The 22,719-nt window shown below is 68.6% G+C and carries 19 protein-coding genes and 1 riboswitch; of the genes, 4 read left to right on the top strand and 15 right to left on the bottom strand.

Features of this window, described 5'->3' with window-relative positions:
• Positions 1-196: 196 nt before the first annotated feature.
• From ACFPQ9_RS29545 to kdpF, 4 genes are read right to left on the bottom strand one after another with little or no spacing between them, the layout of a single operon-like run.
• Positions 197-865 (bottom strand): potassium-transporting ATPase subunit C, encoded by a 669-nt coding sequence (locus tag ACFPQ9_RS29545; protein WP_380859923.1) that lies wholly within the window; start codon positions 863-865, stop codon positions 197-199.
• 5 nt (positions 866-870) lie between these two features.
• Entirely contained in the window at positions 871-2,985 is a 2,115-nt protein-coding gene (gene kdpB, locus ACFPQ9_RS29540; RefSeq protein WP_380859920.1) for a potassium-transporting ATPase subunit KdpB, read from the bottom strand.
• On the bottom strand, positions 2,985-4,646 hold the full coding sequence (gene kdpA, locus ACFPQ9_RS29535) for a potassium-transporting ATPase subunit KdpA (protein ID WP_380859917.1): 1,662 nt from the start codon (positions 4,644-4,646) through the stop codon (positions 2,985-2,987). The genes kdpB and kdpA overlap by 1 nt, the downstream gene beginning before the upstream one ends.
• A gap of 8 nt (positions 4,647-4,654) precedes the next feature.
• Positions 4,655-4,744, bottom strand: a complete 90-nt coding sequence (gene kdpF / locus ACFPQ9_RS29530; RefSeq protein WP_016434100.1) for a K(+)-transporting ATPase subunit F — start codon at positions 4,742-4,744, stop codon at positions 4,655-4,657.
• A gap of 610 nt (positions 4,745-5,354) precedes the next feature.
• On the opposite strand from kdpF, the gene ACFPQ9_RS29525 reads away from it, so the two are divergent.
• The 3 genes from ACFPQ9_RS29525 to ACFPQ9_RS29515 all read left to right on the top strand — a co-directional run bounded on the left by ACFPQ9_RS29525 (position 5,355) and on the right by ACFPQ9_RS29515 (position 8,474).
• Complete coding sequence (locus tag ACFPQ9_RS29525) at positions 5,355-7,310, top strand: APC family permease (RefSeq protein ID WP_380859909.1); 1,956 nt, start codon at positions 5,355-5,357, stop codon at positions 7,308-7,310.
• A gap of 120 nt (positions 7,311-7,430) precedes the next feature.
• Positions 7,431-7,952, top strand: coding sequence for a hypothetical protein (locus ACFPQ9_RS29520; protein WP_380859906.1), 522 nt, complete (start codon positions 7,431-7,433; stop codon positions 7,950-7,952).
• Positions 7,953-8,051: 99 nt separating this feature from the next.
• On the top strand, positions 8,052-8,474 hold the full coding sequence (locus ACFPQ9_RS29515) for a TOBE domain-containing protein (protein WP_380859903.1): 423 nt from the start codon (positions 8,052-8,054) through the stop codon (positions 8,472-8,474).
• A 116-nt stretch (positions 8,475-8,590) separates the two neighbouring features.
• Here the strand turns inward: ACFPQ9_RS29515 and gcvP are convergent, their stop codons facing one another.
• A complete protein-coding gene (gcvP, locus tag ACFPQ9_RS29510; RefSeq protein WP_380859900.1) occupies positions 8,591-11,476 on the bottom strand; it encodes an aminomethyl-transferring glycine dehydrogenase in 2,886 nt (961 codons plus the stop codon).
• Positions 11,477-11,653: 177 nt separating this feature from the next.
• A riboswitch (glycine riboswitch) is annotated at positions 11,654-11,749 on the bottom strand.
• Between the two features lie 114 nt (positions 11,750-11,863).
• On the opposite strand from gcvP, the gene ACFPQ9_RS29505 reads away from it, so the two are divergent.
• Positions 11,864-12,265 (top strand): PRC-barrel domain-containing protein, encoded by a 402-nt coding sequence (locus ACFPQ9_RS29505; RefSeq protein WP_380859897.1) that lies wholly within the window; start codon positions 11,864-11,866, stop codon positions 12,263-12,265.
• A gap of 129 nt (positions 12,266-12,394) precedes the next feature.
• Here ACFPQ9_RS29505 and ACFPQ9_RS29500 read toward each other — a convergent pair whose 3' ends face one another.
• From ACFPQ9_RS29500 to ACFPQ9_RS29455, 10 genes are all read right to left on the bottom strand, one after another.
• A complete protein-coding gene (locus ACFPQ9_RS29500; RefSeq protein WP_380859894.1) occupies positions 12,395-13,831 on the bottom strand; it encodes a DNA polymerase IV in 1,437 nt (478 codons plus the stop codon).
• A 63-nt stretch (positions 13,832-13,894) separates the two neighbouring features.
• Positions 13,895-14,557 carry a MerR family transcriptional regulator gene (locus ACFPQ9_RS29495; RefSeq protein ID WP_380859891.1) on the bottom strand — a complete coding sequence of 221 codons (663 nt, stop codon included), beginning with the start codon at positions 14,555-14,557 and terminating at the stop codon, positions 13,895-13,897.
• Positions 14,558-14,820: 263 nt separating this feature from the next.
• Positions 14,821-15,294 (bottom strand): bifunctional nuclease family protein, encoded by a 474-nt coding sequence (locus ACFPQ9_RS29490; RefSeq protein WP_004002801.1) that lies wholly within the window; start codon positions 15,292-15,294, stop codon positions 14,821-14,823.
• A gap of 85 nt (positions 15,295-15,379) precedes the next feature.
• The gene (ftsR, locus tag ACFPQ9_RS29485; RefSeq protein WP_380859886.1) at positions 15,380-16,117 is read right to left on the bottom strand and encodes a transcriptional regulator FtsR; all 738 of its coding nucleotides are present in this window, start codon (positions 16,115-16,117) and stop codon (positions 15,380-15,382) included.
• Positions 16,118-16,158: 41 nt separating this feature from the next.
• On the bottom strand, positions 16,159-17,064 hold the full coding sequence (locus ACFPQ9_RS29480) for an FHA domain-containing protein (RefSeq protein WP_380859883.1): 906 nt from the start codon (positions 17,062-17,064) through the stop codon (positions 16,159-16,161).
• A gap of 61 nt (positions 17,065-17,125) precedes the next feature.
• Positions 17,126-17,986, bottom strand: a complete 861-nt coding sequence (locus ACFPQ9_RS29475; RefSeq protein ID WP_380859880.1) for a DUF881 domain-containing protein — start codon at positions 17,984-17,986, stop codon at positions 17,126-17,128.
• A gap of 5 nt (positions 17,987-17,991) precedes the next feature.
• Positions 17,992-18,324, bottom strand: a complete 333-nt coding sequence (locus tag ACFPQ9_RS29470) for a small basic family protein (protein WP_003988855.1) — start codon at positions 18,322-18,324, stop codon at positions 17,992-17,994.
• On the bottom strand, positions 18,321-19,223 hold the full coding sequence (locus ACFPQ9_RS29465) for a DUF881 domain-containing protein (protein ID WP_380859876.1): 903 nt from the start codon (positions 19,221-19,223) through the stop codon (positions 18,321-18,323). The genes ACFPQ9_RS29470 and ACFPQ9_RS29465 overlap by 4 nt, the downstream gene beginning before the upstream one ends.
• Positions 19,224-19,332: 109 nt before the next feature.
• Positions 19,333-21,828 (bottom strand): sugar phosphate nucleotidyltransferase, encoded by a 2,496-nt coding sequence (locus tag ACFPQ9_RS29460; RefSeq protein ID WP_380859873.1) that lies wholly within the window; start codon positions 21,826-21,828, stop codon positions 19,333-19,335.
• Positions 21,829-21,943: 115 nt separating this feature from the next.
• A complete protein-coding gene (locus tag ACFPQ9_RS29455; RefSeq protein WP_380859870.1) occupies positions 21,944-22,552 on the bottom strand; it encodes a CDP-alcohol phosphatidyltransferase family protein in 609 nt (202 codons plus the stop codon).
• Positions 22,553-22,719 lie beyond the last annotated feature (167 nt).

Below are 22,719 nucleotides of genomic sequence, written 5' to 3'. Positions count from 1 at the left end.
CACCGGACCCGGCCGGGCGTGGGGGGAACGCCGTCAGAGGTATGCCAAGAAGCGCCGTCCGCGCTGGCTGGAGGGCTGTGGCGGAGGTGTCCTGGAAGGGCTACGGCGGCCAGCAGTCCCGTACGGCTCCGGTTGCCCTCGGCCGGTTCACCGGACGTGCCCGGCCGCCGACTCCCGTGCGGATCGCTTAACGCCGTCAGCTCTTGGCCACGAGGGCCTTGAGCGCGATGTTCAGCTCCAGGACGTTGACCCGCGGTTCGCCCATGAAGCCGAGGATGCGGCCGTCGGTGTGCTCGTCGACCAGCTTCTGCACCCGGGCGACGGGCAGGCCGTTCTTCTCGGCCACCCGGTGGACCTGGAGGTCCGCGTACTGCGGGGAGATGGCCGGGTCCAGGCCGGAGCCGGACGACGTCACCGCGTCGGCGGGGACCTGCGAGGGCCTCACCTTGTGGTCCGGTGTCGAGTTGTCCTTGACGACGGCGGCCTTGGCGTCCTCCACCCACTGGATGAGCTCTTCGTTGTCGCCGGACCGGTTGGTCGCGCCGGACAGGATGAGCTGGTACTGCGTGTTGACGCTGTTGATGCCGAGGCCGTTCTGCGGTCGGCCCTGGAACCACTTCAGATCGGGTGCCGGGGTCTCCTGGCCCTTCTTCAGCGGCAGGTTGTAGGCCTGGCCGATGAGGGACGACCCGACGACCTTGCCGTCCGCCTTGATCTCGGAGCCGTTCGCCTTGTCACTGAACAGCCCCTGGGCGATGCCGGTGACGGCCAGCGGATAGATGACGCCCGTCACCAGGGTCAGCACGAGCAAGGCGCGCAGGCCCGCTCCGAGCAACCGGGCCGTGTTCGATACGGAGTTGTTCATGGCGATCAGCCGATTCCGGGGATGAGGGAGATGAGGAGGTCGATGAGCTTGATGCCGATGAACGGGGCGACCAGGCCGCCCAGACCGTAGATGGTCAGGTTGCGGCGCAGCAGCCGGTCGGCGCTGACCGGCCGGTACCGCACACCCTTCAGGGACAGCGGCACCAGCGCGATGATGATCAGCGCGTTGAAGACGACGGCGGACAGGATCGCGGAGTCGGGCGAGGACAGGCCCATGACGTTGAGCTTGTCCAGGCCCGGGTAGACCGCCGCGAACAGCGCCGGGATGATCGCGAAGTACTTGGCGACGTCGTTGGCGATGGAGAACGTGGTCAGCGCACCGCGGGTGATCAGCAGCTGTTTGCCGATCTCGACGATCTCGATCAGCTTGGTCGGGTTGGAGTCGAGGTCGACCATGTTGCCGGCCTCCTTGGCGGCGGACGTACCCGTGTTCATCGCCACGCCGACGTCGGCCTGCGCGAGCGCCGGGGCGTCGTTGGTGCCGTCGCCGGTCATCGCGACCAGCTTGCCGCCGGCCTGCTCCCGCTTGATGAGCGCCATCTTGTCCTCGGGGGTGGCCTCCGCGAGGAAGTCGTCGACGCCCGCCTCCTCGGCGATCGCCTTGGCGGTCAGCGGGTTGTCACCCGTGATCATGACGGTCTTGATGCCCATGCGGCGCAGCTCCTCGAACCGCTCCCGCATGCCGTCCTTGACGACGTCCTTGAGATGGACGACCCCGAGGATCCGGGCGCCTTCGGCGTCGTCCACCGCGACCAGCAGCGGGGTGCCGCCGGCCTCGGAGATGCGGTTGGCGATGCGGTCCGCGTCGTCGGCGACGGTGCCGCCCTGCTCCCGCACCCAGGCGATGACCGAACCGGCCGCGCCCTTGCGGATCCTGCGCCCGTCGACGTCGACACCGGACATCCGGGTCTGGGCGGTGAAGGCGATCCACTCGGCGCCGGTCAACTCGCGCTCGCGCAGCCCGTACTGCTCCTTCGCGAGTACGACGACGGAGCGGCCCTCGGGCGTCTCGTCGGCCAGCGAGGACAGCTGGGCGGCGTCGGCGACCTCGGTGGCCGTCACACCGTCCACCGGCACGAACTCGGCCGCCCGGCGGTTGCCGAGGGTGATGGTGCCGGTCTTGTCGAGCAGCAGCGTGGAGACGTCACCGGCCGCCTCGACCGCGCGGCCGGACATGGCGAGCACATTGCGCTGCACGAGCCGGTCCATGCCGGCGATGCCGATCGCGGAGAGGAGGGCGCCGATGGTCGTCGGGATCAGACAGACCAGTAGGGCGACCAGCACGACCATCGTCAGATGCGTGCCCGCGTAGTCGGCGAGCGGCGGCAGCGTGGCGCAGGCCAGCAGGAAGACGATCGTCAGCGACGCGAGCAGGATGTTCAGCGCGATCTCGTTCGGCGTCTTCTGCCGGGCCGCGCCCTCGACCAGGTTGATCATCCGGTCGATGAAGGTCTCGCCGGGCTTAGTCGTGATCTTGATGACGATGCGGTCGGAGAGGACCTTCGTGCCACCGGTGACGGCCGAGCGGTCGCCGCCGGACTCACGGATGACCGGAGCCGACTCACCGGTGATCGCCGACTCGTCGACGGACGCGACGCCCTCGACGACATCGCCGTCGCCGGGGATGACATCGCCGGCCTCGCAGACGACCAGGTCGCCGATGCGCAGCTCGGTGCCGGCGACCACGGTGCCGTCGACCTTGCGCGCCACGGTGTCGGTCTTGGCCTTGCGCAGCGTGTCGGCCTGCGCCTTGCCGCGGCCCTCGGCGACGGCCTCCGCCAGGTTCGCGAAGATCACCGTCAGCCACAGCCAGGCGCTGATGGTCCAGCCGAACCAGTCGCCGGGGTCCTTGAAGGAGAAGACCGTGGTCAGCACGGACCCGATCAGCACCACGAACATCACGGGGGACTTGACCATCACCCGGGGGTCGAGCTTGCGGAAGGCGTCCGGCAGCGACTTGAGCAGCTGCCCGGGGTCGAAGAGGCCCGCGCCGACACGGCCCTCGGGGGACTTGTGCCCGGTGGGTACGTCGCTGTGCGGCGCCCGGGTCGGGGTGGCTGTGGACATCGAGTCCTCTTGCTTCTCTGTACGGGTGGTCATCACGCCAGCCCCTCGGCCAGCGGCCCGAGTGCGAGGGCCGGGAAGTACGTCAGACCGGTGATGATGAGGATCGTGCCGACCAGCAGGCCCGTGTACAGGGGCTTGTCGGTCCGCAGGGTGCCCGCGGTCTTCGGGACCGGCTTCTGCTCGGCGAGCGAGCCGGCCAGGGCCAGCACGAAGATCATCGGCAGGAAGCGGCCGAAGAGCATGCACAGGCCGAGCGTGCTGTTGAACCACTGCGTGTCCGCGTTCAGACCGGCGAAGGCCGAGCCGTTGTTGTTGGAGGCGGACGTGTAGGCGTAGAGGATCTCGGAGAATCCGTGCGCCCCGCTGTTGGTCATGGAGTTGCCCGGGGTGGGCAGGGCCATCGCGATGGCGGTGAAGACGAGTACCAGCGCCGGCGTGATGAGGATGTAGCAGGCGGCGAGCTTGATCTCGCGGGAGCCGATCTTCTTGCCCAGGTACTCGGGCGTACGGCCGACCATCAGTCCTGCGATGAACACCGCGATGATCGCCATGATCAGCATGCCGTAGAGGCCGGAACCGGTACCGCCGGGCGCGATCTCACCCAGCATCATGCCGAGCATCGTGATGCCGCCGCCGAGACCCGTGAACGACGAGTGGAACGAGTCCACCGCACCGGTCGAGGTCAGGGTCGTCGCCACGGCGAAGATCGACGAACCGCCGACGCCGAAGCGGACCTCCTTGCCCTCGTAGGCCCCGCCCGCGATCTGGAACGCGGGACCGTGGTGGGCGAACTCGGTCCACATCATCAGGGCGGTGAAGCCCAGCCAGATGGTGGCCATCGTGGCGAGGATCGCGTAGCCCTGCTTCACGCTGCCGACCAGCAGGCCGAAGGTGCGGGTCAGCGCGAACGGGATGAGCAGGATCAGGAAGATCTCCCACAGGTTCGAGAACGGGGTGGGGTTCTCGAACGGGTGGGCGCTGTTGGCGTTGAAATAGCCTCCACCGTTGGTGCCGAGCTCCTTGATGGCCTCCTGCGAGGCGACGGCACCGCCGTTCCACTGCTGCTGCCCGCCCATGAACTGGCCGACCTCGTGGATGCCGGAGAAGTTCTGGAGGGCGCCGCACGCGACGAGGACGATCGCGCCGATCGTGGCGATCGGCACCAGGACGCGGACCGTGCCGCGCACCAGGTCGGACCAGAAGTTGCCCAGCTCACCGGTGCGCGAGCGCGCGAACCCGCGCACCAGCGCCACGGCGACGGCGATGCCGACGGCTGCGGAGACGAAGTTCTGGACGGCGAGACCGGCGGTCTGCACGACGTGGCCCATGGCCTGCTCGCCGTAGTACGACTGCCAGTTGGTGTTGGTCACGAACGACACGGCCGTGTTGAACGCCTGGTCCGGGTCGATGGACTTGAACCCGAGCGAACCCGGCAGCACACCTTGCAGCCGCTGGAGCAGGTAGAGGAACAGCACGCCGACCGCGGAGAAGGCGAGCACGCCGCGCAGGTAGGCGGGCCAGCGCATCTCGGTGTCGGGGTCGGCACCGATGCCCTTGTAGATCCACTTCTCGACACGCCAGTGCTTGTCGGAGGAGTAGACCTTGGCCATGTAGGTGCCGAGGGGGATGTAGGCGAGCGCCAGAGCCGCGATCAGCGCGAGCAGCTGGAGCACGCCGGCGAGGACGGGACCCATGTCTAGGCTCAGAACCTCTCCGGGAAGATCAGGGCGAGGACGAGATAGCCCAGCAGGGCGACGGCCACGACGAGGCCGACGATGTTCTCGGCGGTCACAGCTTCGTCACCCCCTTGGCGACGAGAGCCACCAGCGCGAAACACGCGATCGTGATGACGACGAAGGCCAGATCGGCCATCGTGAGCTCCTGGAGTGAGGTTCGGTCGGGCAGGGACGATTCCGAGGAAACAGCCTTCGTGGCCGGTTTCGAGCGCCGTTGACGGCTCCCATACGGCCCGCTGCACGCCTTTGACGGTTCTCTTACGGCCCCACGATCACCGCAGGTCGCAGCCGTGCCGGAGGCGGAACCGCAGCCCGCGGATCACGGCGTCCGGCTCCTCGCGGACGGCGTGCGAACGCCACCACCACAAGGACACGCCCTCGCTCGGTACGTCACGAACGAGAGCCTGCGAGGCGCCGTATTGCCGGGGTGGTGACGCTGAGTGTTCACCCGAACCACCCCTCGCCCATACAGCCCAACCAGGCCCCAACAGGTGCGTGAGCCCGCCTGTTGATGCGGCACCGACGCCGATCCGGCCAGTCTTAACGGAAGCTTGACGCCCGCAGCCCCTTGATCCGTGGGCCCATGCGTCACTCTCTGCTTACGCTGGTGCCGCCGTCTGCGTGATGGCCGGAATCGCATGCCGACCGCACGTCAGGAGCAGGCCGATGGCCACGACCGAACACCCTCCTCCCAGTCGCTTGCGCGCCTGGATGCTGGAGGGCCTGTCCGACATGGGCAAGGGCCATGCTCCCAAGGGCACGCAGACCGCGGAGGAGCCCGCCCAGGAGGGCCAGCCGTGGTACCGGGTCATGTGCCTCACCGGCGTCGACTACTTCTCGACCCTCGGCTACCAGCCCGGCATCGCGGCCCTCGCGGCCGGCCTGCTGTCGCCCATCGCCACCATCGTGCTGGTGGTCGTCACCCTCGCGGGCGCCCTGCCCGTCTACCGCCGGGTGGCCGAGGAGAGCCCGCACGGCCAGGGTTCGATCGCGATGCTGGAGCGGCTGCTGACGTTCTGGAAGGGCAAGCTCTTCGTCCTGACCCTGCTGGGCTTCGCGGCCACGGACTTCCTGATCACCATCACCCTGTCCGCGGCGGACGCCTCCACCCACCTGGTCGAGAACCCGCACCTCGAAAGCGCCCTGCACGACAAGCAGATGCTGATCACCCTGGTCCTCGTGGCGCTGCTCGGCGCGGTGTTCCTCAAGGGCTTCCTGGAGGCGATCGGCGTCGCGGTCGCGCTGGTGGGCCTCTATCTCGCGCTCAACGCCGTGGTCGTGGTCTCCGGCCTGTACCACGTCATCACCGCGGGCCATGTGGTCACCGACTGGACCAGCGCCCTGACCGCCGAGCACGGCAACATCTTCGTCATGATCGGCGTCGCCCTGATCGTCTTCCCCAAGCTCGCGCTCGGCCTCTCCGGCTTCGAGACCGGCGTCGCCGTGATGCCGCACGTGAAGGGCGACATCGGGGAGACCGAGGAGAACCCCGAGGGACGCATCCGGGACACCAAGAAACTGCTCACCACCGCCGCCGTGATCATGAGCTGCTTCCTGATCACGACGAGCTTCATCACCACCCTGCTCATTCCGGAGAAGGAGTTCGAGTCCGGCGGCCAGGCCAACGGCCGCGCGCTCGCGTACCTCGCACACGAGTACCTCGGCAACGCCTTCGGCACGGTCTACGACGTCTCCACCATCGCCATCCTGTGGTTCGCCGGCGCCTCCGCCATGGCCGGCCTGCTCAACCTGATGCCGCGTTATCTCCCCCGCTACGGCATGGCCCCGCACTGGGCGCGCGCGGTGCGCCCGATGGTCATCGTCTTCACTCTGGTCGCCTTCCTGGTCACCTGGATCTTCGACGCCGACGTCGACGCCCAGGGCGGCGCGTACGCCACCGGCGTGCTGGTGCTCATCAGCTCCGCCGCCATCGCCGTGACCATCGCGGCCCGCAAGGCCGGCCAGCGCAACTGGTTCATCGGTTTCGCGGTCATCTCGGTGGTGTTCCTCTACACGACCGTCGTGAACGTCGTCGAGCGCCCCGACGGCGTGAAGATCGGCGCCTGTTTCATCGCCGGCATCATCCTGATCTCGCTGCTGTCGCGGCTGCTGCGCGCCTTCGAGCTCCGTGTCACCGGCGTGACGCTCGATGTCATGGCGGAACGATTCATCCGGGACATGGCCAGCCGCAAGATCCGGTTCATCGCCAACGAGCCCGACAGCCGGGACAAGGCCGAGTACCGCGACAAGATCGAGCAGATCCGCACCGACAACGACCTCTCGGAGCAGGAGGACTTCGTCTTCGTCGAGGTCACGGTCACCGACCCGTCCGAGTTCGAGGCCGGCCTGATCGTGCGCGGCCAGGTCATGCACGACCGCTACCGCGTCCTCACCCTGGAGTCCTCCTCCATCCCCAACGCGCTGGCCGCACTGCTGCTGAACGTGCGCGACACGACCGGCTGTATCCCGCACATCTACTTCGAGTGGACCGAGGGCACCCCGTTCGCCAACTTTCTGCGCTTCTTCCTCTTCGGCCAGGGCGAGGTCGCCCCGGTCACCCGCGAGGTCCTGCGCGAGGCCGAGCCGGACCGCGACCGCAGACCCCGCGTCCACACGGGCTGACGCCCGCACACCGCCGAACCGGCCGCGGCCCAACAGGATCGCGTCAACGATGAGCCGTAAGGCGTCAGAGCACGGTCAGCGCCATTCGCTCCCGCGCCGCCGCCCCTTACCGTCGGCACTGTGGACGGAAGCAGACCGCGCCCGGCCCCGACCGGTGACCGTCACTGGCATGACAGTGCCCGGTTCGCCGCGGGCTGCGCAGCGACGTTCTTCGGCCTGACCCTGCTGGTCGACTGGGACGGCCACACCCTCACGCCGCCGCGCACCCTGCTGTGGCTGGTCATGACCTCCGTACTGTTCACGATCCTGCTCCCCCAGCGCGTGACCGCCGGCCCCGGCTGGCTCGCGGTGCGCGGCCTCGTACGACGTCAGGCCGTGCGCACGGACGAGCTGGTGACCGTGCGGCAGTACGGCGACGTCTCGGCGCACCTGACGCTGCGCGACGCGGACGGCCGCCGTCTGGACCTGGACCCGCGCGTCCTGCTCAGCAACCCGCTGCTGTGGCACGAGCTGGACACCGGGGTACGCCGCTCCCGCGCCGGCGGAACCCTGCTGGAGGGCATCGACGTACTGGAACGACTGAGACATGAGATCGACGACGCCACGGCGGAGGCGGTACTCAACGCGTCCGGCATCTCCTGAACGGCGCGCGCCGGGCGGGCCCCGGCAGCTGCGGCGAAGGCTAGGGTGGTGAGCAAAAGCCGCACAAGCACATGAACAACACCGTGCGAGGCGTCTCCCATGGGCCTGAGCATCCGCAATCAGCTCCCCGGCACGATCACGGCCATCACCCCGGGGGCGGCCACGGCGATGGTCGACGTCCATCTCACCGGCGGCCAGGACCTCACCGCGGCGATCGCCCCGTCGGCCGTCGAAGAGCTCGGCCTGGCCGAGGGCACCACCGTCAACGCCCTCGTGACCGCGACCCACATCTCCCTCGCCACCTCGCCGATCGAGGACCGCCTCCCCCTGCGCAACCAACTCCCCGGCACGATCACCGGCATCGCCACCGGCGGCGCGATGGCGTCGGTGAAGATCGCGGTCGAGGGCGGCGCGGTCACCGCCGCCATCACCAGGGACGCCACCACCGACCTGGACCTGTCCCCCGGCGTCCCCGTCGTCGCCCTGGTCGAGGCCACGGAGGTCGCCCTGACGACCGTATGAGGCGGACACGCGAAAGTGCTCCCCACGCGGAAGGGCTCCCCTACGGCCGTGCGTGGCCGTAGGGGAGCCCTTCTTTCTTCCGTGCAGCGTCCCTGCGGACCTCAGCCCGCTGCCGCTCAGTCGTCGTAGGCGTCCAGCGGCGGGCAGGAGCAGACGAGGTTCCGGTCACCGAAGGCCTGGTCGATGCGGCGCACCGGCGGCCAGTACTTGTCGGCGGCGGACACCCCGGCCGGGAAGACGGCGTCCTCACGGCTGTACGCGTGCTCCCACGTGCCGCCCAGCGCGCCGGCGGTGTGCGGGGCGTTGCGCAGCGGGTTGTCCTCGGCGGGCCACTCGCCCGACCCGACCTTCTCGATCTCCGCACGGATGGCGATCATCGCCTCGCAGAACCGGTCGAGCTCGGCCAGGTCCTCGGACTCGGTCGGCTCGATCATCAGCGTGCCGGCCACCGGGAACGACATCGTCGGCGCGTGGAAGCCGTAGTCGATGAGCCGCTTGGCCACATCGTCGACGCTCACGCCGGTCGCCTTGGTCAGCGGACGCAGGTCGATGATGCACTCGTGCGCGACGAGTCCGCCGGGCCCGGTGTAGAGCACCGGGTAGTGCGGCTCCAGTCGCTTGGCGACGTAGTTCGCGGACAGCACGGCCACCTGCGTGGCCCGCTTCAGACCCTCACCGCCCATGAGGCGGACGTACGCCCACGAGATCGGCAGGATCCCCGCGGAACCCCACGGCGCCGCCGAGATCGGGCCGACGCCCGTCTTCGGACCGGCGGCCGGCTGGAGCGGGTGGTTCGGCAGGTACGGCGCCAGGTGCGCGCGCACACCGACCGGACCGACGCCCGGACCGCCGCCGCCGTGCGGGATGCAGAAGGTCTTGTGCAGGTTCAGGTGCGAGACGTCGCCGCCGAAGTGGCCCGGCTTGGCCAGCCCCACCAGCGCGTTGAGGTTGGCGCCGTCGACGTACACCTGCCCGCCGGCCTCGTGCACCTGCGCGCAGATGTCGGCGACGTGCTCCTCGAAGACGCCGTGCGTCGACGGGTACGTGATCATCAGCACCGACAGCTCGTCCCGGTGCTTCTCGATCTTGGCCCGCAGGTCCTCGACGTCGATCTCGCCGTCCTCGGCGGTCTTCACGACGACGACCTTCATGCCGGCCATCACGGCGCTGGCGGCGTTCGTGCCGTGCGCGGAGGACGGGATGAGGCAGACGGTGCGCTGCTCGTCGCCGTTGGCCCGGTGGTACCCGCGCACGGCGAGCAGTCCGGCCAGCTCACCCTGCGAGCCGGCGTTGGGCTGGAGGGAGACCTTGTCGTAGCCGGTGACCTCGGCGAGACGTTCCTCCAGCTCGTGGATGAGCGTCAGATAGCCCTGCGCCTGCTCGGCGGGCGCGAAGGGGTGCAGCTGCCCGAACTCGGGCCAGGTGACCGGCTCCATCTCGGTGGTCGCGTTGAGCTTCATCGTGCAGGAGCCCAGCGGGATCATGCCGCGGTCGAGTGCGTAGTCCCGGTCGGCCAGCCGGCGCAGGTAGCGCAGCATCGCCGTCTCGGAACGGTGCTGGTGGAAGACGGGGTGCGTGAGGTAGTCGTCGGTACGCAGCAGCCCGTCCGTGAGCGCGTCCGCGGCGCTCGCGTCCAGCGCCTCGATGTCGCCCTCGACGCCGAACGCCGCCCATACGGCGCCCAGCTGGGCCCGCAGAGTGGTCTCGTCGCAGGCGATGGAGACGTGGTCGGCGTCGACGAGGCGCAGGTTGACGCCGTTCTGCCGAGCGGCGGCGACGACCTCGGTGGCCTTCCCGGGCACCCGCACGGTCAGGGTGTCGAAGTAGGAGCCGTGCACGACCTCGATACCGCCGGCCTTGAGCCCCGCGGCGAGGATCGAGGCGTAGCGGTGGGTCCGCCGCGCGATGCTCCGCAGCCCCTCGGGACCGTGGTAGACGGCGTACATGCCGGCCATGACGGCGAGGAGCACCTGAGCCGTACAGATGTTGCTGGTGGCCTTCTCCCGCCGGATGTGCTGCTCACGCGTCTGCAGCGCCAGCCGGTAGGCCTTGTTCCCGTCGGCGTCCACGGACACGCCCACGAGCCGCCCCGGCAGGCTGCGCGCGAACTTCTCGTGGACGGCCATGTAGCCGGCATGCGGTCCGCCGAAGCCCATCGGCACACCGAACCGCTGTGTCGTACCGACCGCGATGTCCGCCCCTAGCTCGCCCGGCGACTTCAGCAGCGTGAGCGCGAGCAGGTCGGCGGCGACGGTGACGAGGGCACCGAGCTCGTGCGCCTGGTCGATGACCGGCTTGATGTCCCGTACGACACCGGAGGCGCCCGGGTACTGCAGGAGCACGCCGGTGATCTCGCGCGCGGCGATCTCGGCCGGAATGCCGTCCGAGAGGTCGGCGACGACGACCTCCACGCCCGTCGGCTCGGCGCGGGTCTCGATCACGGCGATGGTCTGCGGAAGCACGTCCGCGTCGACCAGGAACAGCCCCTTCTTGTTCTTGCCCATGCGCCGGGACAGGGCCATGGCCTCGGCGGCGGCCGTCCCCTCGTCGAGCAGCGAGGCACCGGAGGTCGGCAGCCCGGCGAGCTCGGCGACCATGGTCTGGAAGTTCAGCAGGGCCTCGAGACGCCCCTGGGAGATCTCGGGCTGGTACGGCGTGTAGGCCGTGTACCAGGCGGGGTTCTCCATGACATTCCGCAGGATGACCGGCGGGGTGAAGGTCCCGTAGTACCCGAGCCCGATCATCGAGTCCAGCACCTGGTTGCGGTCGGCGAGGGAACGCAGCTCGGCCAGCACCTCGGCCTCGGTGCGGGCACCCGGCAGATCCAGCGAGTCGGCGTTCTTGATCACGTCCGGCACCGCGGCGGCGGTGAGCTCGTCGAGGGAGCCGTACCCGACCTGGGCGAGCATCTTGGCCCGGGCCTCATGATCAGGGCCGATATGACGCTGCTCGAAGGGGATTCCCTGTTCGAGCTCGGAGAGCGGAATGCGATGGGCGGTCATTTGCGGAGGCCTCCTGGTCTGACACGACCTTCGAGGGGCACCACGGCGCGGGTACCCGAACGGCCTCCCCCTCTGTCATCTCAACCTGAGAGCTTCACCGGACCGCCCGAAGGCCGTCGGCTTTCACCGTCGGTGAGAGCGGAAGCCGTCGACACCCGCCCTGCTTTCCAGAGTGACCTCGTCCGTGCGGTACGTGTGCCTGAGAGATTCCGGGGAGGATTTGCTCCTTCGGCGCCTCCGATGGTGTCCGGAGGACTCTCCCGCACGGGGTCAGCAGCCGCTATGAAGCCTACCAGCGAGGTCGACGCACGGACCTTCGAGTGGCCGCTCTCACCAATCTGCCTTTTCGTAGTGCTTACGGATGAGTTGTGACCAAGTGGAGGGCCCGTGCAGACCGACATCGATCCGCGCAATCTGATCGGCCGCAAGGCCTTCGACCGCAACGGCACCAAGATCGGCACCATCGACGAGGTCTACCTCGACGACGCGACCGGGGTACCGGAATGGGCGGCGATACGCACCGGCCTGTTCTCCCGGGACGCCTTCGTCCCCCTGGAGCCCAGCGAGCTGGTGGAGGGCAGCCTCCACATCCCCTTCGACCGTGCCCTGATCAAGGACGCCCCCGACTTCGGAGTGGGCCGCCATCTGTCCCCCGAACAGGAGCTCCAGCTCTACCACCACTACGGCCTTGATGTAACGGCCCCGCCCCCACCCCCCGACCGGGACTTCGGCAACCTGGCCCCCACGGAGCCGCCCAACAACAACGACCCCACGACCCCGCACCCCTGACCAGCCCGAACGGGCCGCCTTCCGCCCCTTCCCGCCGACGAGAGCGACGAGGACGACGAAAGCCGACCTCCAAGCCCTGCCGACTCCGGCACGGACGTCCCACCGGCCGACCCCCTCAGCCACACCCTCCTATCCAGGCAGCGCAGCCGCACCATCCCCACCGACCACGGAGCCCTCAGAGCCCCCTGGTCCCCCGACTTCTCCCCCTTCCCCAGGCCGCTCCTCCACGAGCGGCAGCGGCTCCACCGCCTCCAGCCCCGGATCATCCACCTGGAACGTCCGCACCCGCCCCGGCTCCGACCCCGGCGTCTCGAACCGCACGGTCACCCGCCCCAGCCCGCTCCCCTGCACCCACCCATGCCCGTACTCGGCGTGCCGCACATCGTGCCCGGCGAGCCATCTCCGCTCGCTCGGCCTTTCCTCCCCCCGCGCCACGACCACCCCCTCCGCGCTCTCCTCACCGTCCTCCACCGACTGCTGCTCCCCCAGCTCCCCCGCGGCCTGGGCGAACAAGTCCTCCTGCGTGTAGTCGGCCAGCCCGCTGACCCCGACCCCCAGCAGCCGCACCCCGCCCGTCGTGTCCACGGAGTCCAGCAGCCGAGCAGCGGCCTCCCGCACCACCGCCGGATCATCCGTCGGCCCCCGCAACGTCTCGGACCGTGTAAGGGTCGAGAAGTCGTACCGCCGCACCTTCAGCACGATGGTCCGCCCCGACAACCCGGCCCCCCGCAACCGCCGCACACAGCGATCGGCCAGCCGCTGCACCTCAAGACCGACCCGCACCCGGTCATGAATGTCCACGTCGTACGTGTCCTCGACCGACACCGACTTGGCCTCCCGCTCGGCCACCACGGGCCGCTCGTCGTGCGCCAGCGCCATCGCGTACAGCGCATGCCCATGGGCCTTGCCCAGCAGCCGTACGAGCTCGTCCTCACCGGCCTCGGCGATCTCCTCGACCGTATGGATCCCGGCCCGCCGCAGATGGTCCCCCGTCGCCGGCCCCACCCCCGGCAGCGTCCGCACCGACATCGGCCCGAGCAGCGCCCGCTCGGTCCCCGGCTCGATCAGCACCAGCCCATCGGGCTTGGCCTGCTCCGAGCCGATCTTCGCGAGCATCTTGGACGCGGCCAGCCCCACCGACCCCGCGAGTCCCGTGGCAGCCCTTATGTCGCCGCGCAGCTTCACCCCCACCAGCCGCGCCGACGACGCGTCCCAAGCCGCCCCTCCGGCCTCCAGATCCACGAACGCCTCGTCCAGGCTCAACGGCTCCACCAGCGGCGAAAGCTCCCGCAGCAGCCCCATCACCCGCTCGCTGATGTCGCGGTAGATCCCGAAGCGGGGCACGAGATACGCGGCGTTCGGCGCCAGCCGGCGTGCCTGCGCCATGGGCATCGCCGAGTGCACCCCGAACACCCGGGCCTCATAGGAAGCGGTGGCGACGACTCCACGCGGCCCGAGCCCGCCCACGATCACGGCTTTCCCCCGCAGGCTCGGCTTGGATGCCTGCTCCACCGAGGCGTAGAAGGCATCCATGTCGAGATGCAGGATCGTGGGCGCGTTTCTCACATCTCCGATGCTGCCTCACGCCACTGACAATGAGCAGCACGGCCGGGCCGGGCCGAAGCCCTGTCAGACCGCCCGGTTACGCCGGCGAGCCAGCTCGTCCGCCGGGTTGTGCCCGATGAGCGTCTCCCCGGTGTCGATCCGCTCCCCGTGCAGCTGCGACAACGCGCTCTCGACGTCCCGCCAGACCACACCCACGGCGATCCCGAAGATCCCCTGTCCGCCCTGGAGCAGCGCGTGCACCTCGTCCGGCGAGCTGCACTCGTACACGGTCGCGCCGTCGCTCATCAGCGTCATGCGCTCGAGGTCGCGAAAGCCCTGCTCCCGCAGGTGCTGCACCGCGGTACGGATGTTCTGGAGCGACACCCCGGTGTCGAGGAACCGCTTGACGATCTTCAGGACAACGACGTCCCGGAAGCTGTACAACCGCTGCGTCCCGGACCCGTAGGCGGGCCGCACGCTCGGCTCGACGAGGCCGGTGCGTGCCCAGTAGTCCAGCTGGCGGTATGTGATGCCGGCGGCAGCGCACGCCGTCGGACCGCGGTAGCCGATCTCTTCCGACCCCATGGACGCCGCCCCTCCACCGGTGCTCGGCACGGCCGTCGGCCGATGCGGAGCGTGATCGGCAGCACCGCCCTGAACAGCGCTGCTGTGAAGCGGGTACGGACCGCTCGCCCCGAGACTGCGCCCGGGGGCACCCCCAGCCGTACCGTCGCCGCTGCTTCTCACGCCGACCTCCGTCCTTGACCTGCCTTCTCGACGGTAGGCAGTCACCAGGGGTGCGTCAACGATCGCCACACTCGGCACGCCGAGTGATAATCACCCTAGGAGTGGTTTCCCGCACCCCACCGCGGGGAAAGGCTAGCCGAATGCCTTCGGAGCGGGCCTCGGGGACGCTCTCGCTCACCGGCGACAAATTCTGGCATTTGAGCCGTAACCGACTGTGGGCCGAGCCACTACGGACCGCAAGTCCGGCCGACGCCCACGCCGTCTCACTGACTGCTGGTGCCGAAGTCCTCGGGCGAGATCTGGTCGAGGAACTCGCGGAACTTCTCCACCTCGTCCTCCTGCTCGTCCGGGATCGCGATGCCGGCGTCGTCCAGCACCCCGTCGCTGCCGTAGATCGGCGTTCCGGTGCGCAGGGCCAGCGCTATGGCATCAGACGGACGGGCGCTCACCTCGACGCCGCTGGCGAACACCAGCTCGGCGTAGAAGACGCCCTCACGCAGATCCGTGATGCGTACTTCGGTGAGCTCCTGGCCGACGGCCTCCAGCACGTCCTTGAACAGGTCGTGGGTCAGCGGTCGCGCGGGGGCCATGCCCTGCTGGGCGAAGGCGATCGCCGTCGCCTCCCCCGGCCCGATCCAGATGGGGAGGTAGCGGTCGCCTCCCACTTCGCGCAGGAGCACGATCGGTTGGTTGGAGGGCATTTCGACCCGGACACCTACGACATCGAGCTCGTTCACACAGCAACCCTAGGCCGTGCCCGGGACGTTTGGGTAGTCGGGCAGAGAACGGGTGGCCGATCCGGCCTTCCTGTGCATGCCCCGCTCAGGGCAGCCGCACCCCGAGAGCCGTTTGCACCAGCGCGGAGTGCAGCTTGACCGTGAGCCCCGCCAGTTCCTTGGCGCGCGCCTCGGCATGAGCCCTGGTCTGAGGGTTGCGGTGCCGTTTCAGCGGCGCCACGACCTGGTCCACCAGTCCGGCCTCACGATCGGCGGCGGCCTTCATCACCCGAAGGTGCCGGGGCTCGATCCCGAACCGCCCCAGCTCGGCCACCAGCGTGGCCACGGTGACCGCCTCCGCGTCGTACGCCCCGTCCGGCAGCGGAGCGATCAGGCCGTACGACTCCCATTCCGCGAGCTCGCGCTCGTCGATCCCGGCCGCGGCCAGCAGCTCGGCGCGCCCGACCCGGGCCGCCGTGGGCCCTTCCACGGGCTCCAGGACCGTTTCACCGTCCCGCTGCCGGCACACGGTCGGCAGCGGTGCCGCCTGACCGCGCTCCATGGCGTCCAGATGCTCCCGGATGACCTTCAGGGGCAGATAGTGGTCCCGCTGCATCCGCAGGACGTGACCGAGCCGCTCGACGTCCTGCACGCTGAACTTGCGATACCCCGAGGGGGTTCGCTGCGGCTCGACCAGCCCCTCCGACTCCAGGAAACGGATCTTGGAGATGGTGATGTCAGGGAACTCGTCACGCAGCACGTTCAGCACCGTGCCGATGCTCATCAGCCGACCGTCCGTGGCGGCGATGCCGTGGCCGGCACCGCCGCTCGGTGTTTTCAGCATGGACCTTCCCTGGGTCTCCCCGGACGGTCTCCGGGGGAGGGTCAGTAGCCCCGCTGGCTTGCGTAGAAGACCAGCCGGTACTTGCCGATCTGCACCTCGTCGCCGTTGTTCAGAGCAACCTGGTCGATCCGCTCGCGGTTGACGTACGTGCCGTTCAGGCTGCCGACGTCGGCGACCGTGAAGGAGCCGTCCTGAGCGCGACGGAACTCCACATGCCGACGCGAGACCGTCACGTCGTCCAGGAAGATGTCGCTCTGCGGGTGCCGACCGGCGGTGGTCAGATCGCCGTCCAGGAGGAACCGGCTGCCCGAGTTCGGTCCGCGGCGCACCACCAGAAGCGCGGAGCCCAGCGGCAGCGCGTCGACGGCGGCCTGCGCCTCGGGCGACAGCGCCGGGATCTGCGTCTGACCGGTGGTCTCGGCGTCGTAGGCCTCGATACCGGAGATGGAGATCGTGGAGGTCGTCTCGGACGGCCGCTCGGGCGTCGCGCCGCTGCGCAGCGGAGCACCGCAGTTGGAACAGAAGCGGCTGTTCTCCGCGTTGCGGTTACCGCACCTCGTACACACCAGGGCCGACATCGGGGAAAACCCTCCACCCGTACTTGAGGTTGACGGTTGCCCGAAACCTATGCCGCCGGACTGGCCAGGGTCAACTGACGGCGCGCCCTGACCTCCGGAAATGTCACCGCCCGGCCCAGACACCTGGTCCCTGAACAGCGGGCGCTGGCCGTCGTCGTCCCCTTGTGCGCGGTGACGAGCGGTGGCGTTGTCGCTGCCCTCTCGCGCGCTCTTGCCGAACAACTTCGCAAACAACTTCACGGGCGATTCCCCTTGACCGAAACAGACCCGCCCGTGGGGCAGGACGAACCCTGACTGCTCACTCTGGCCGACCCGGACATCTTCACAACGTCCGTCTCCACCAGACAGTTTCCACCACGCACCACCCATTCGGTGCGCCGACCCCCCGCAACCTCATGCCCTGGCCGGACGTCCCCCATGCACCGCCGGTTCACTGGGAGGACGACCGAGCGTAGTCAGGCCGCTTCGCCGCTCGCAAGGCGTCCACAACGATCTTGTCCGACCGCTCGATCGTCACGGTGGCCTGCTCCTTCTCGAGAGTCTGCACCACGCCTCCAGGGATGTTGAGCGCCGGTTCCAGGTCCTGTGGCTTGCCGATGACCTTGAAACGATAGGGAGCGTTGATCTTGTTCCCGTCGACGCTCACGCTGTTGCCGGAATCGGTGAGGTAGGTGCCGGCGACGACGCGTACGCCGTTCACCTGGATCGCCTCCGCGCCGGCCGCGCGCAGCTCCTGGATCGCGTCGAGCAGCATGTCCGCCTCGACCGTTCCCTTCGTGTCGTCGATGGTCATCGTGATGCCAGGTCCCTGAGCGGCCACCGTGCCCGCCAGAATGCCGAGTTGCCTCTCCTTCTCGACCGTCTGCTTGCGGGCCTCCTCGGCCTGGTTCGAACTGTTCTCCAGTTCGTCACGCTGCTTCTCGAGACCTTGCTTCTCGTCCTCTAGACGCTGAGTACGGTCGTCCAGTTCATCGAGGATGCGAACGAGATCTTCCTGACGTGCGCCGCGCAGGGCGCTGTCGCTGTCGCTGTTCGACGCGACCTGCACCGCCAGACCGAACCCGAGGCCGAACAGCAGCAGGGCGACGATGAGTTGGGCCCGGGTCACGCGGGGCGGCCACAGGCCCTGAGCCAGCCGCTGCCGACCGGTCAGCCCGGACTGTCGCTCTTGCCGCCCCTCGGGCGTGTCCGTGCTCTCAGGGGCGTCCGACGCCTCGCCCGCGCCCGTCGCCACCTCTTCGGGCAGCTCCTTGCGCAGCCTGTTCTCGGGGCTCTGTTCCTGGTTGCTCATCGGCCTCACGCCCGGAACACGTGCCGGCGAATCGCCGCGGCGTTCGAGAAGATCCGGATGCCGAGCACCACGACGACACCCGTGGACAGCTGGGCCCCGACGCCCAACTTGTCGCCCAGGAACACGATCAGCGCGGCCACGACCACATTGGACAGGAACGACACGACGAAGACCTTGTCGTCGAAGATGCCGTCGAGCATGGCCCGCAGACCCCCGAAGACGGCGTCCAGAGCCGCCACGACGGCGATCGGCAGATAAGGCTCGACGACCGCCGGAACCTCAGGCCGGACCAACAGTCCGGCCACGACTCCGACGACGAGGCCCAGTACGGCGATCACGATGTGCCCTTCTCGGTTTTCTCGGTGTTCGGCTGTGCTGTACGTACGATCACGCTCGGGGCGGCGGGCAGCCGCAGGTCCTCCTGCACGGAAATGCTGGTACGGATACCGAAGTTCTCCTGCAAGGCGTGCAGGTACAGCCCGTCGGCACTGTCCTGGAACCTGGTGCTCAGCCGCTCCCCGTCCCCCACCGCGAGCACCGTGTACGGCGGCACCAGCGGCTTGTTGTCGACCAGTATTGCGTCACCCGCGGCTCGGATCGCCGACAGGGCCGTCAGCCGCTGTCCATTGATCGAGACGGCCTCGGCACCCGACTCCCACAGCCCGTTGACCACACGCTGCATGTCGCGGTCGCGCACCCGGCCGGTGTCGGAGAACCCGGACGACCCGCGCGGGTCGCCGTCGCCGTCCGTGCCCGCTTCCTTGGCGTCGTTCACGACGAGCTTCACGCCGGGCCCGTGCACCTCGACCGCGCCAGCGAGGATGCCCACGAGCTCGGCCTGGTCGCCGCCGGCGGTCTTCAGGGCCTCGCGCTGCCGCGCGCTCACATCGGCGCGCAAGTCGTCGACGGTCTCCTCCAGCTTGTCCGCCGTCGCCGTCTCACGGTCGATGCGGTCGATCAGCTCCTCGCGCTCCTTGGCCACCACGGGGGCCGCCACGCGCGCCTGCGCCGCTCCCACGGTCACCACGAGCGCCGCGAGCACCAGACCGGCGGCGAGCCCCAGCTTCGCCCTCAGCGTCTTGGGCAGTCCCCCGTCACCCGCGGCCTTCTTGCGGGCGGCGGCCTCGGCGTACCCGTCGTCGAGGCTGTGATCCATGACGTTGGTGAGCAGCGACATGGACGCGTCCGGGCGCGCAGGGGGCGTAGATGTGCTCCGAACGGGGGGCGGCTGCGGCATGCCGCACATCGTCGCACGTCGCGGCCGCTACCTCCGAATGGCCCCACCGGCGTGCCGGACAGGCCCCCTTTCGGGGACACCTGTCCGGCACGCGCGTGTGCTGCTTGCTCTACCGGCCGGCGCTGTCCACGACCGCGGACCACTCGTCGAGCAGCTCCTGGGCGGACGCGTCGTCCGGCCCCTCGGCCCACAGATGGGTTACCGCCTCCGCCGGGTCCGGCAGCACCATCACCCACCGCCCGTCGGTCTCCACGACCCGCACTCCGTCGGTCGTGTCGACAAAGCGATCTCCGGCCTCCTCGACGACCCGCCGCATGACGAGGCCCTTGACGGCCCAGGGGGTCGCGAGATCACGCTTGATGACATGCGCCCGCGGAATCCGCGCGTCGATCTGGCTCAGCGTGAGCTGCGTCCGCGCCACGAGCCCGATCAGCCGCACGAAGGCCGCCGTACCGTCGAAGACACTGCTGAACTCGGGGACGATGAACCCGCCCTTGCCGTCGCCGCCGAAGATCGTCGTGTCGTCGCGCCCGACCCGGGTCAGGTCATCGGGCGAGGTGGTCGTCCACTCCACCTGCGTCCCGTGATACGCCGCCACCTGCTCGGCGATCCTCGTGGTGGTCACCGGCAGCGCCACACGCCCGCTACGCCGCTCAGCGGCCACCAGGTCGAGCATGACCAGCAGGGCCCGGTCGTCCTCGACGATCCGCCCCCTCTCGTCGACCAGCGACAACCGCTCACCGACCGGGTCGAACCGCACGCCGAACGCGGCCCGCGCGGACGCCACGATCTCGCCCAGCCGCACCAGCCCCGACCGCCGCGTATCCGCCGACTCCGTGGGCCTGGACTCGTCGAGACCGGGGTTGATGGTCAGCGAGTCCACACCGAGCTTGCCCAGCAGGCTGGGAAGCACGAGCCCGGCGCTGCCGTTCGACGCGTCGACGACGACCTTGAGCCCCGACTCCGAGATCCCCGTCGTGTCGACGTTCCGCAGCAGCGAGCCGGTGTACGAGTCGAACACACTGGCCGGAAAGTGCAGGTCCCCGATCTCTCCAGGGAACGCACGCCGGTACTCCTGCCTGGCGAAGACCCGGTCCAGCTTCCGCTGACTGGCCTGCGACAGGTCCGCCCCCTGCCCGTCGAAGAACATGATGTCCACGGAATCCGGTACACCCGGTGTCGTTCGGATCATGATCCCGCCGGCACTGCCCCGCGCGGTCTGCTGCCGCGCCACCGGCAGCGGTACGTTCTCCAGGTCCCGTACGTCGATGGCGCTGGCCTGGAGCGCGGAGATGACCGCCCTCTTGAGTGCCCGTGCACCACGGGAGTGGTCGCGGGCCGTGGTGACGGTGGAGCCCTTCTTCAAGGTCGTCGCGTAGGCACCGGCGAGGCGAACAGCCAGTTCCGGCGTGATCTCCACGTTCAGGATCCCGGAGACGCCGCGGGCGCCGAAGAGATGCGCCTGGCCTCTCGACTCCCAGATCACCGAGGTGTTGACGAAGGCGCCGGCCTCGATGGTCTTGAACGGATAGACCCGCACGTTGCCCTGAACAATCGATTCCTCGCCGATCAGGCACTCGTCACCGATGACCGCGCCGTCCTCGATCCGGGCGGCGCGCATGATGTCGGTGTTCTTTCCGACGACGCACCCACGCAGATTGCTGTGCTGCCCGACGTACACGTTGTCGTGCACGACGGCCTTGTGCAGAAAGGCTCCGCTCTTCACGACCACGTTCGAGCCGACGACGGTGTGCTCCCTGATTTCCACACCGGCTTCGACCTTGGCGTAGTCGCCGATGTACAGCGGCCCACGGAGCACCGCGTCGGGATGCACTTCGGCGCCTTCAGCCACCCACACGCCCGGGGAGATCTCGAAGCCGTCGAGTTCGACGTCGACCTTGCCCTCCAGGACGTCGGCCTGCGCCTTCACATAGCTCTCGTGAGTGCCGACGTCCTCCCAGTAGCCCTCAGCGACATAGCCATAGATCGGTTTGCCTTCCTTCATCAGCTGCGGGAAGACATCACCGGACCAGTCCACGGGCACGTCGGGCTCGACATAGTCGAATACCTCGGGCTCCATGACGTAGATACCGGTGTTCACGGTGTCCGAGAAGACCTGGCCCCAGGTCGGCTTCTCGAGGAAGCGCTCGACCTTGCCCTCCTCGTCGACGATCGTGATACCGAATTCCAGCGGATTGGGCACCCTGGTCAGACAGACGGTGACGAGCGATCCTTTTTCCTTGTGGAAGTTGATCAGCTCGGTGAGGTCGAAGTCGGTCAGCGCGTCGCCGGAAATGACGAGGAAAGCATCGTCCTTCAACGCCTCTTCGGCGTTCTTGACGCTTCCGGCGGTACCGAGTGGCTTCTCCTCGTTGGCATAGCTGAGCTCCATTCCGAGCTCTTCACCGTCACCGAAGTAGTTCTTGACCAGCGAAGCCAGGAACTGAACGGTCACGACGGTCTCATTCAGCCCATGCCTTTTGAGCAGCCGCAGAACATGCTCCATGATCGGCCGGTTGGCAACCGGCAGGAGCGGCTTGGGCATGCTTGAGGTCATGGGGCGAAGGCGCGTGCCTTCGCCTCCGGCCATCACGACGGCCTTCATGTCGGAAGCGTCCTCCTCGAAGAGACGACGGTCTAGCCGACTTCACCCGTCCAGATTGTCCCGCACTTTTCCACCGCGGGCCATCGGGCCACTACGCCCGCTTCAATCCGCGAGTTCACTCGGCCATGGCGTCCGCACGGACCAGGCGGCGGACCTGAACCACGTAGAGAACTCCTGCCCACCAGTACAGCGTTGTACCCCATCCGGCGAACGCCCATCCGAAAATAGCAGCGAGTGACGGGATCCATCCACTTCCGTCACTCAGCAGTAGCAACGGGAAGGCATACATCAGGTTGAACGTAGCTGCCTTCCCAAGGAAGTTCACCTGCGGAGGCGGATAGCCGTGACGCCTGAGGATGCCCACCATCACCAGGAGAACCAGCTCACGCGCCAGAAGTGCAGCGGTCAACCAGAGGGGCAGAATCTCCCGCCAGGTGAGGCCGACCAAAGTCGAGAGAATGTAGAGCCGGTCGGCCGCCGGGTCGAGAAGCCGGCCGAGACTGCTGATCTGGTTCCAGCGGCGTGCGAGCTTGCCGTCCAGGTAGTCACTGACGCCGCTCAGAGCCAACACCAGAAGGGCCCAGCCATCACTCTTCGGCCCGCCGAACTCGGGCCTCAGAATCAGCCACAGGAACAGCGGCACGCCAAGGAGCCGCGCCATGCTGAGGATGTTGGGGATGGTGAGGACCCGGTCCGTCTGGACACGGGTCTCCTGGACCTCCACCCGGGAGCCTCCTGGGGAAACGTACCTACGATGCCCCCTGACCCTACCTCAACGCAAAAAAGCTCTGGCCCTCGGGCTGAGTGCCCAAGAGCCAGAGCTCTAAAAGGAGTTCGGCGGCGTCCTACTCTCCCACAGGGTCCCCCCTGCAGTACCATCGGCGCTGTAAG

The organism is Streptomyces coerulescens (assembly GCF_042657965.1).
Lineage (GTDB): Bacteria > Actinomycetota > Actinomycetes > Streptomycetales > Streptomycetaceae > Streptomyces > Streptomyces coerulescens.
Note: the sequence above shows the minus strand (reverse complement) of the source record. Positions and strands in the feature narration are given on the sequence as shown.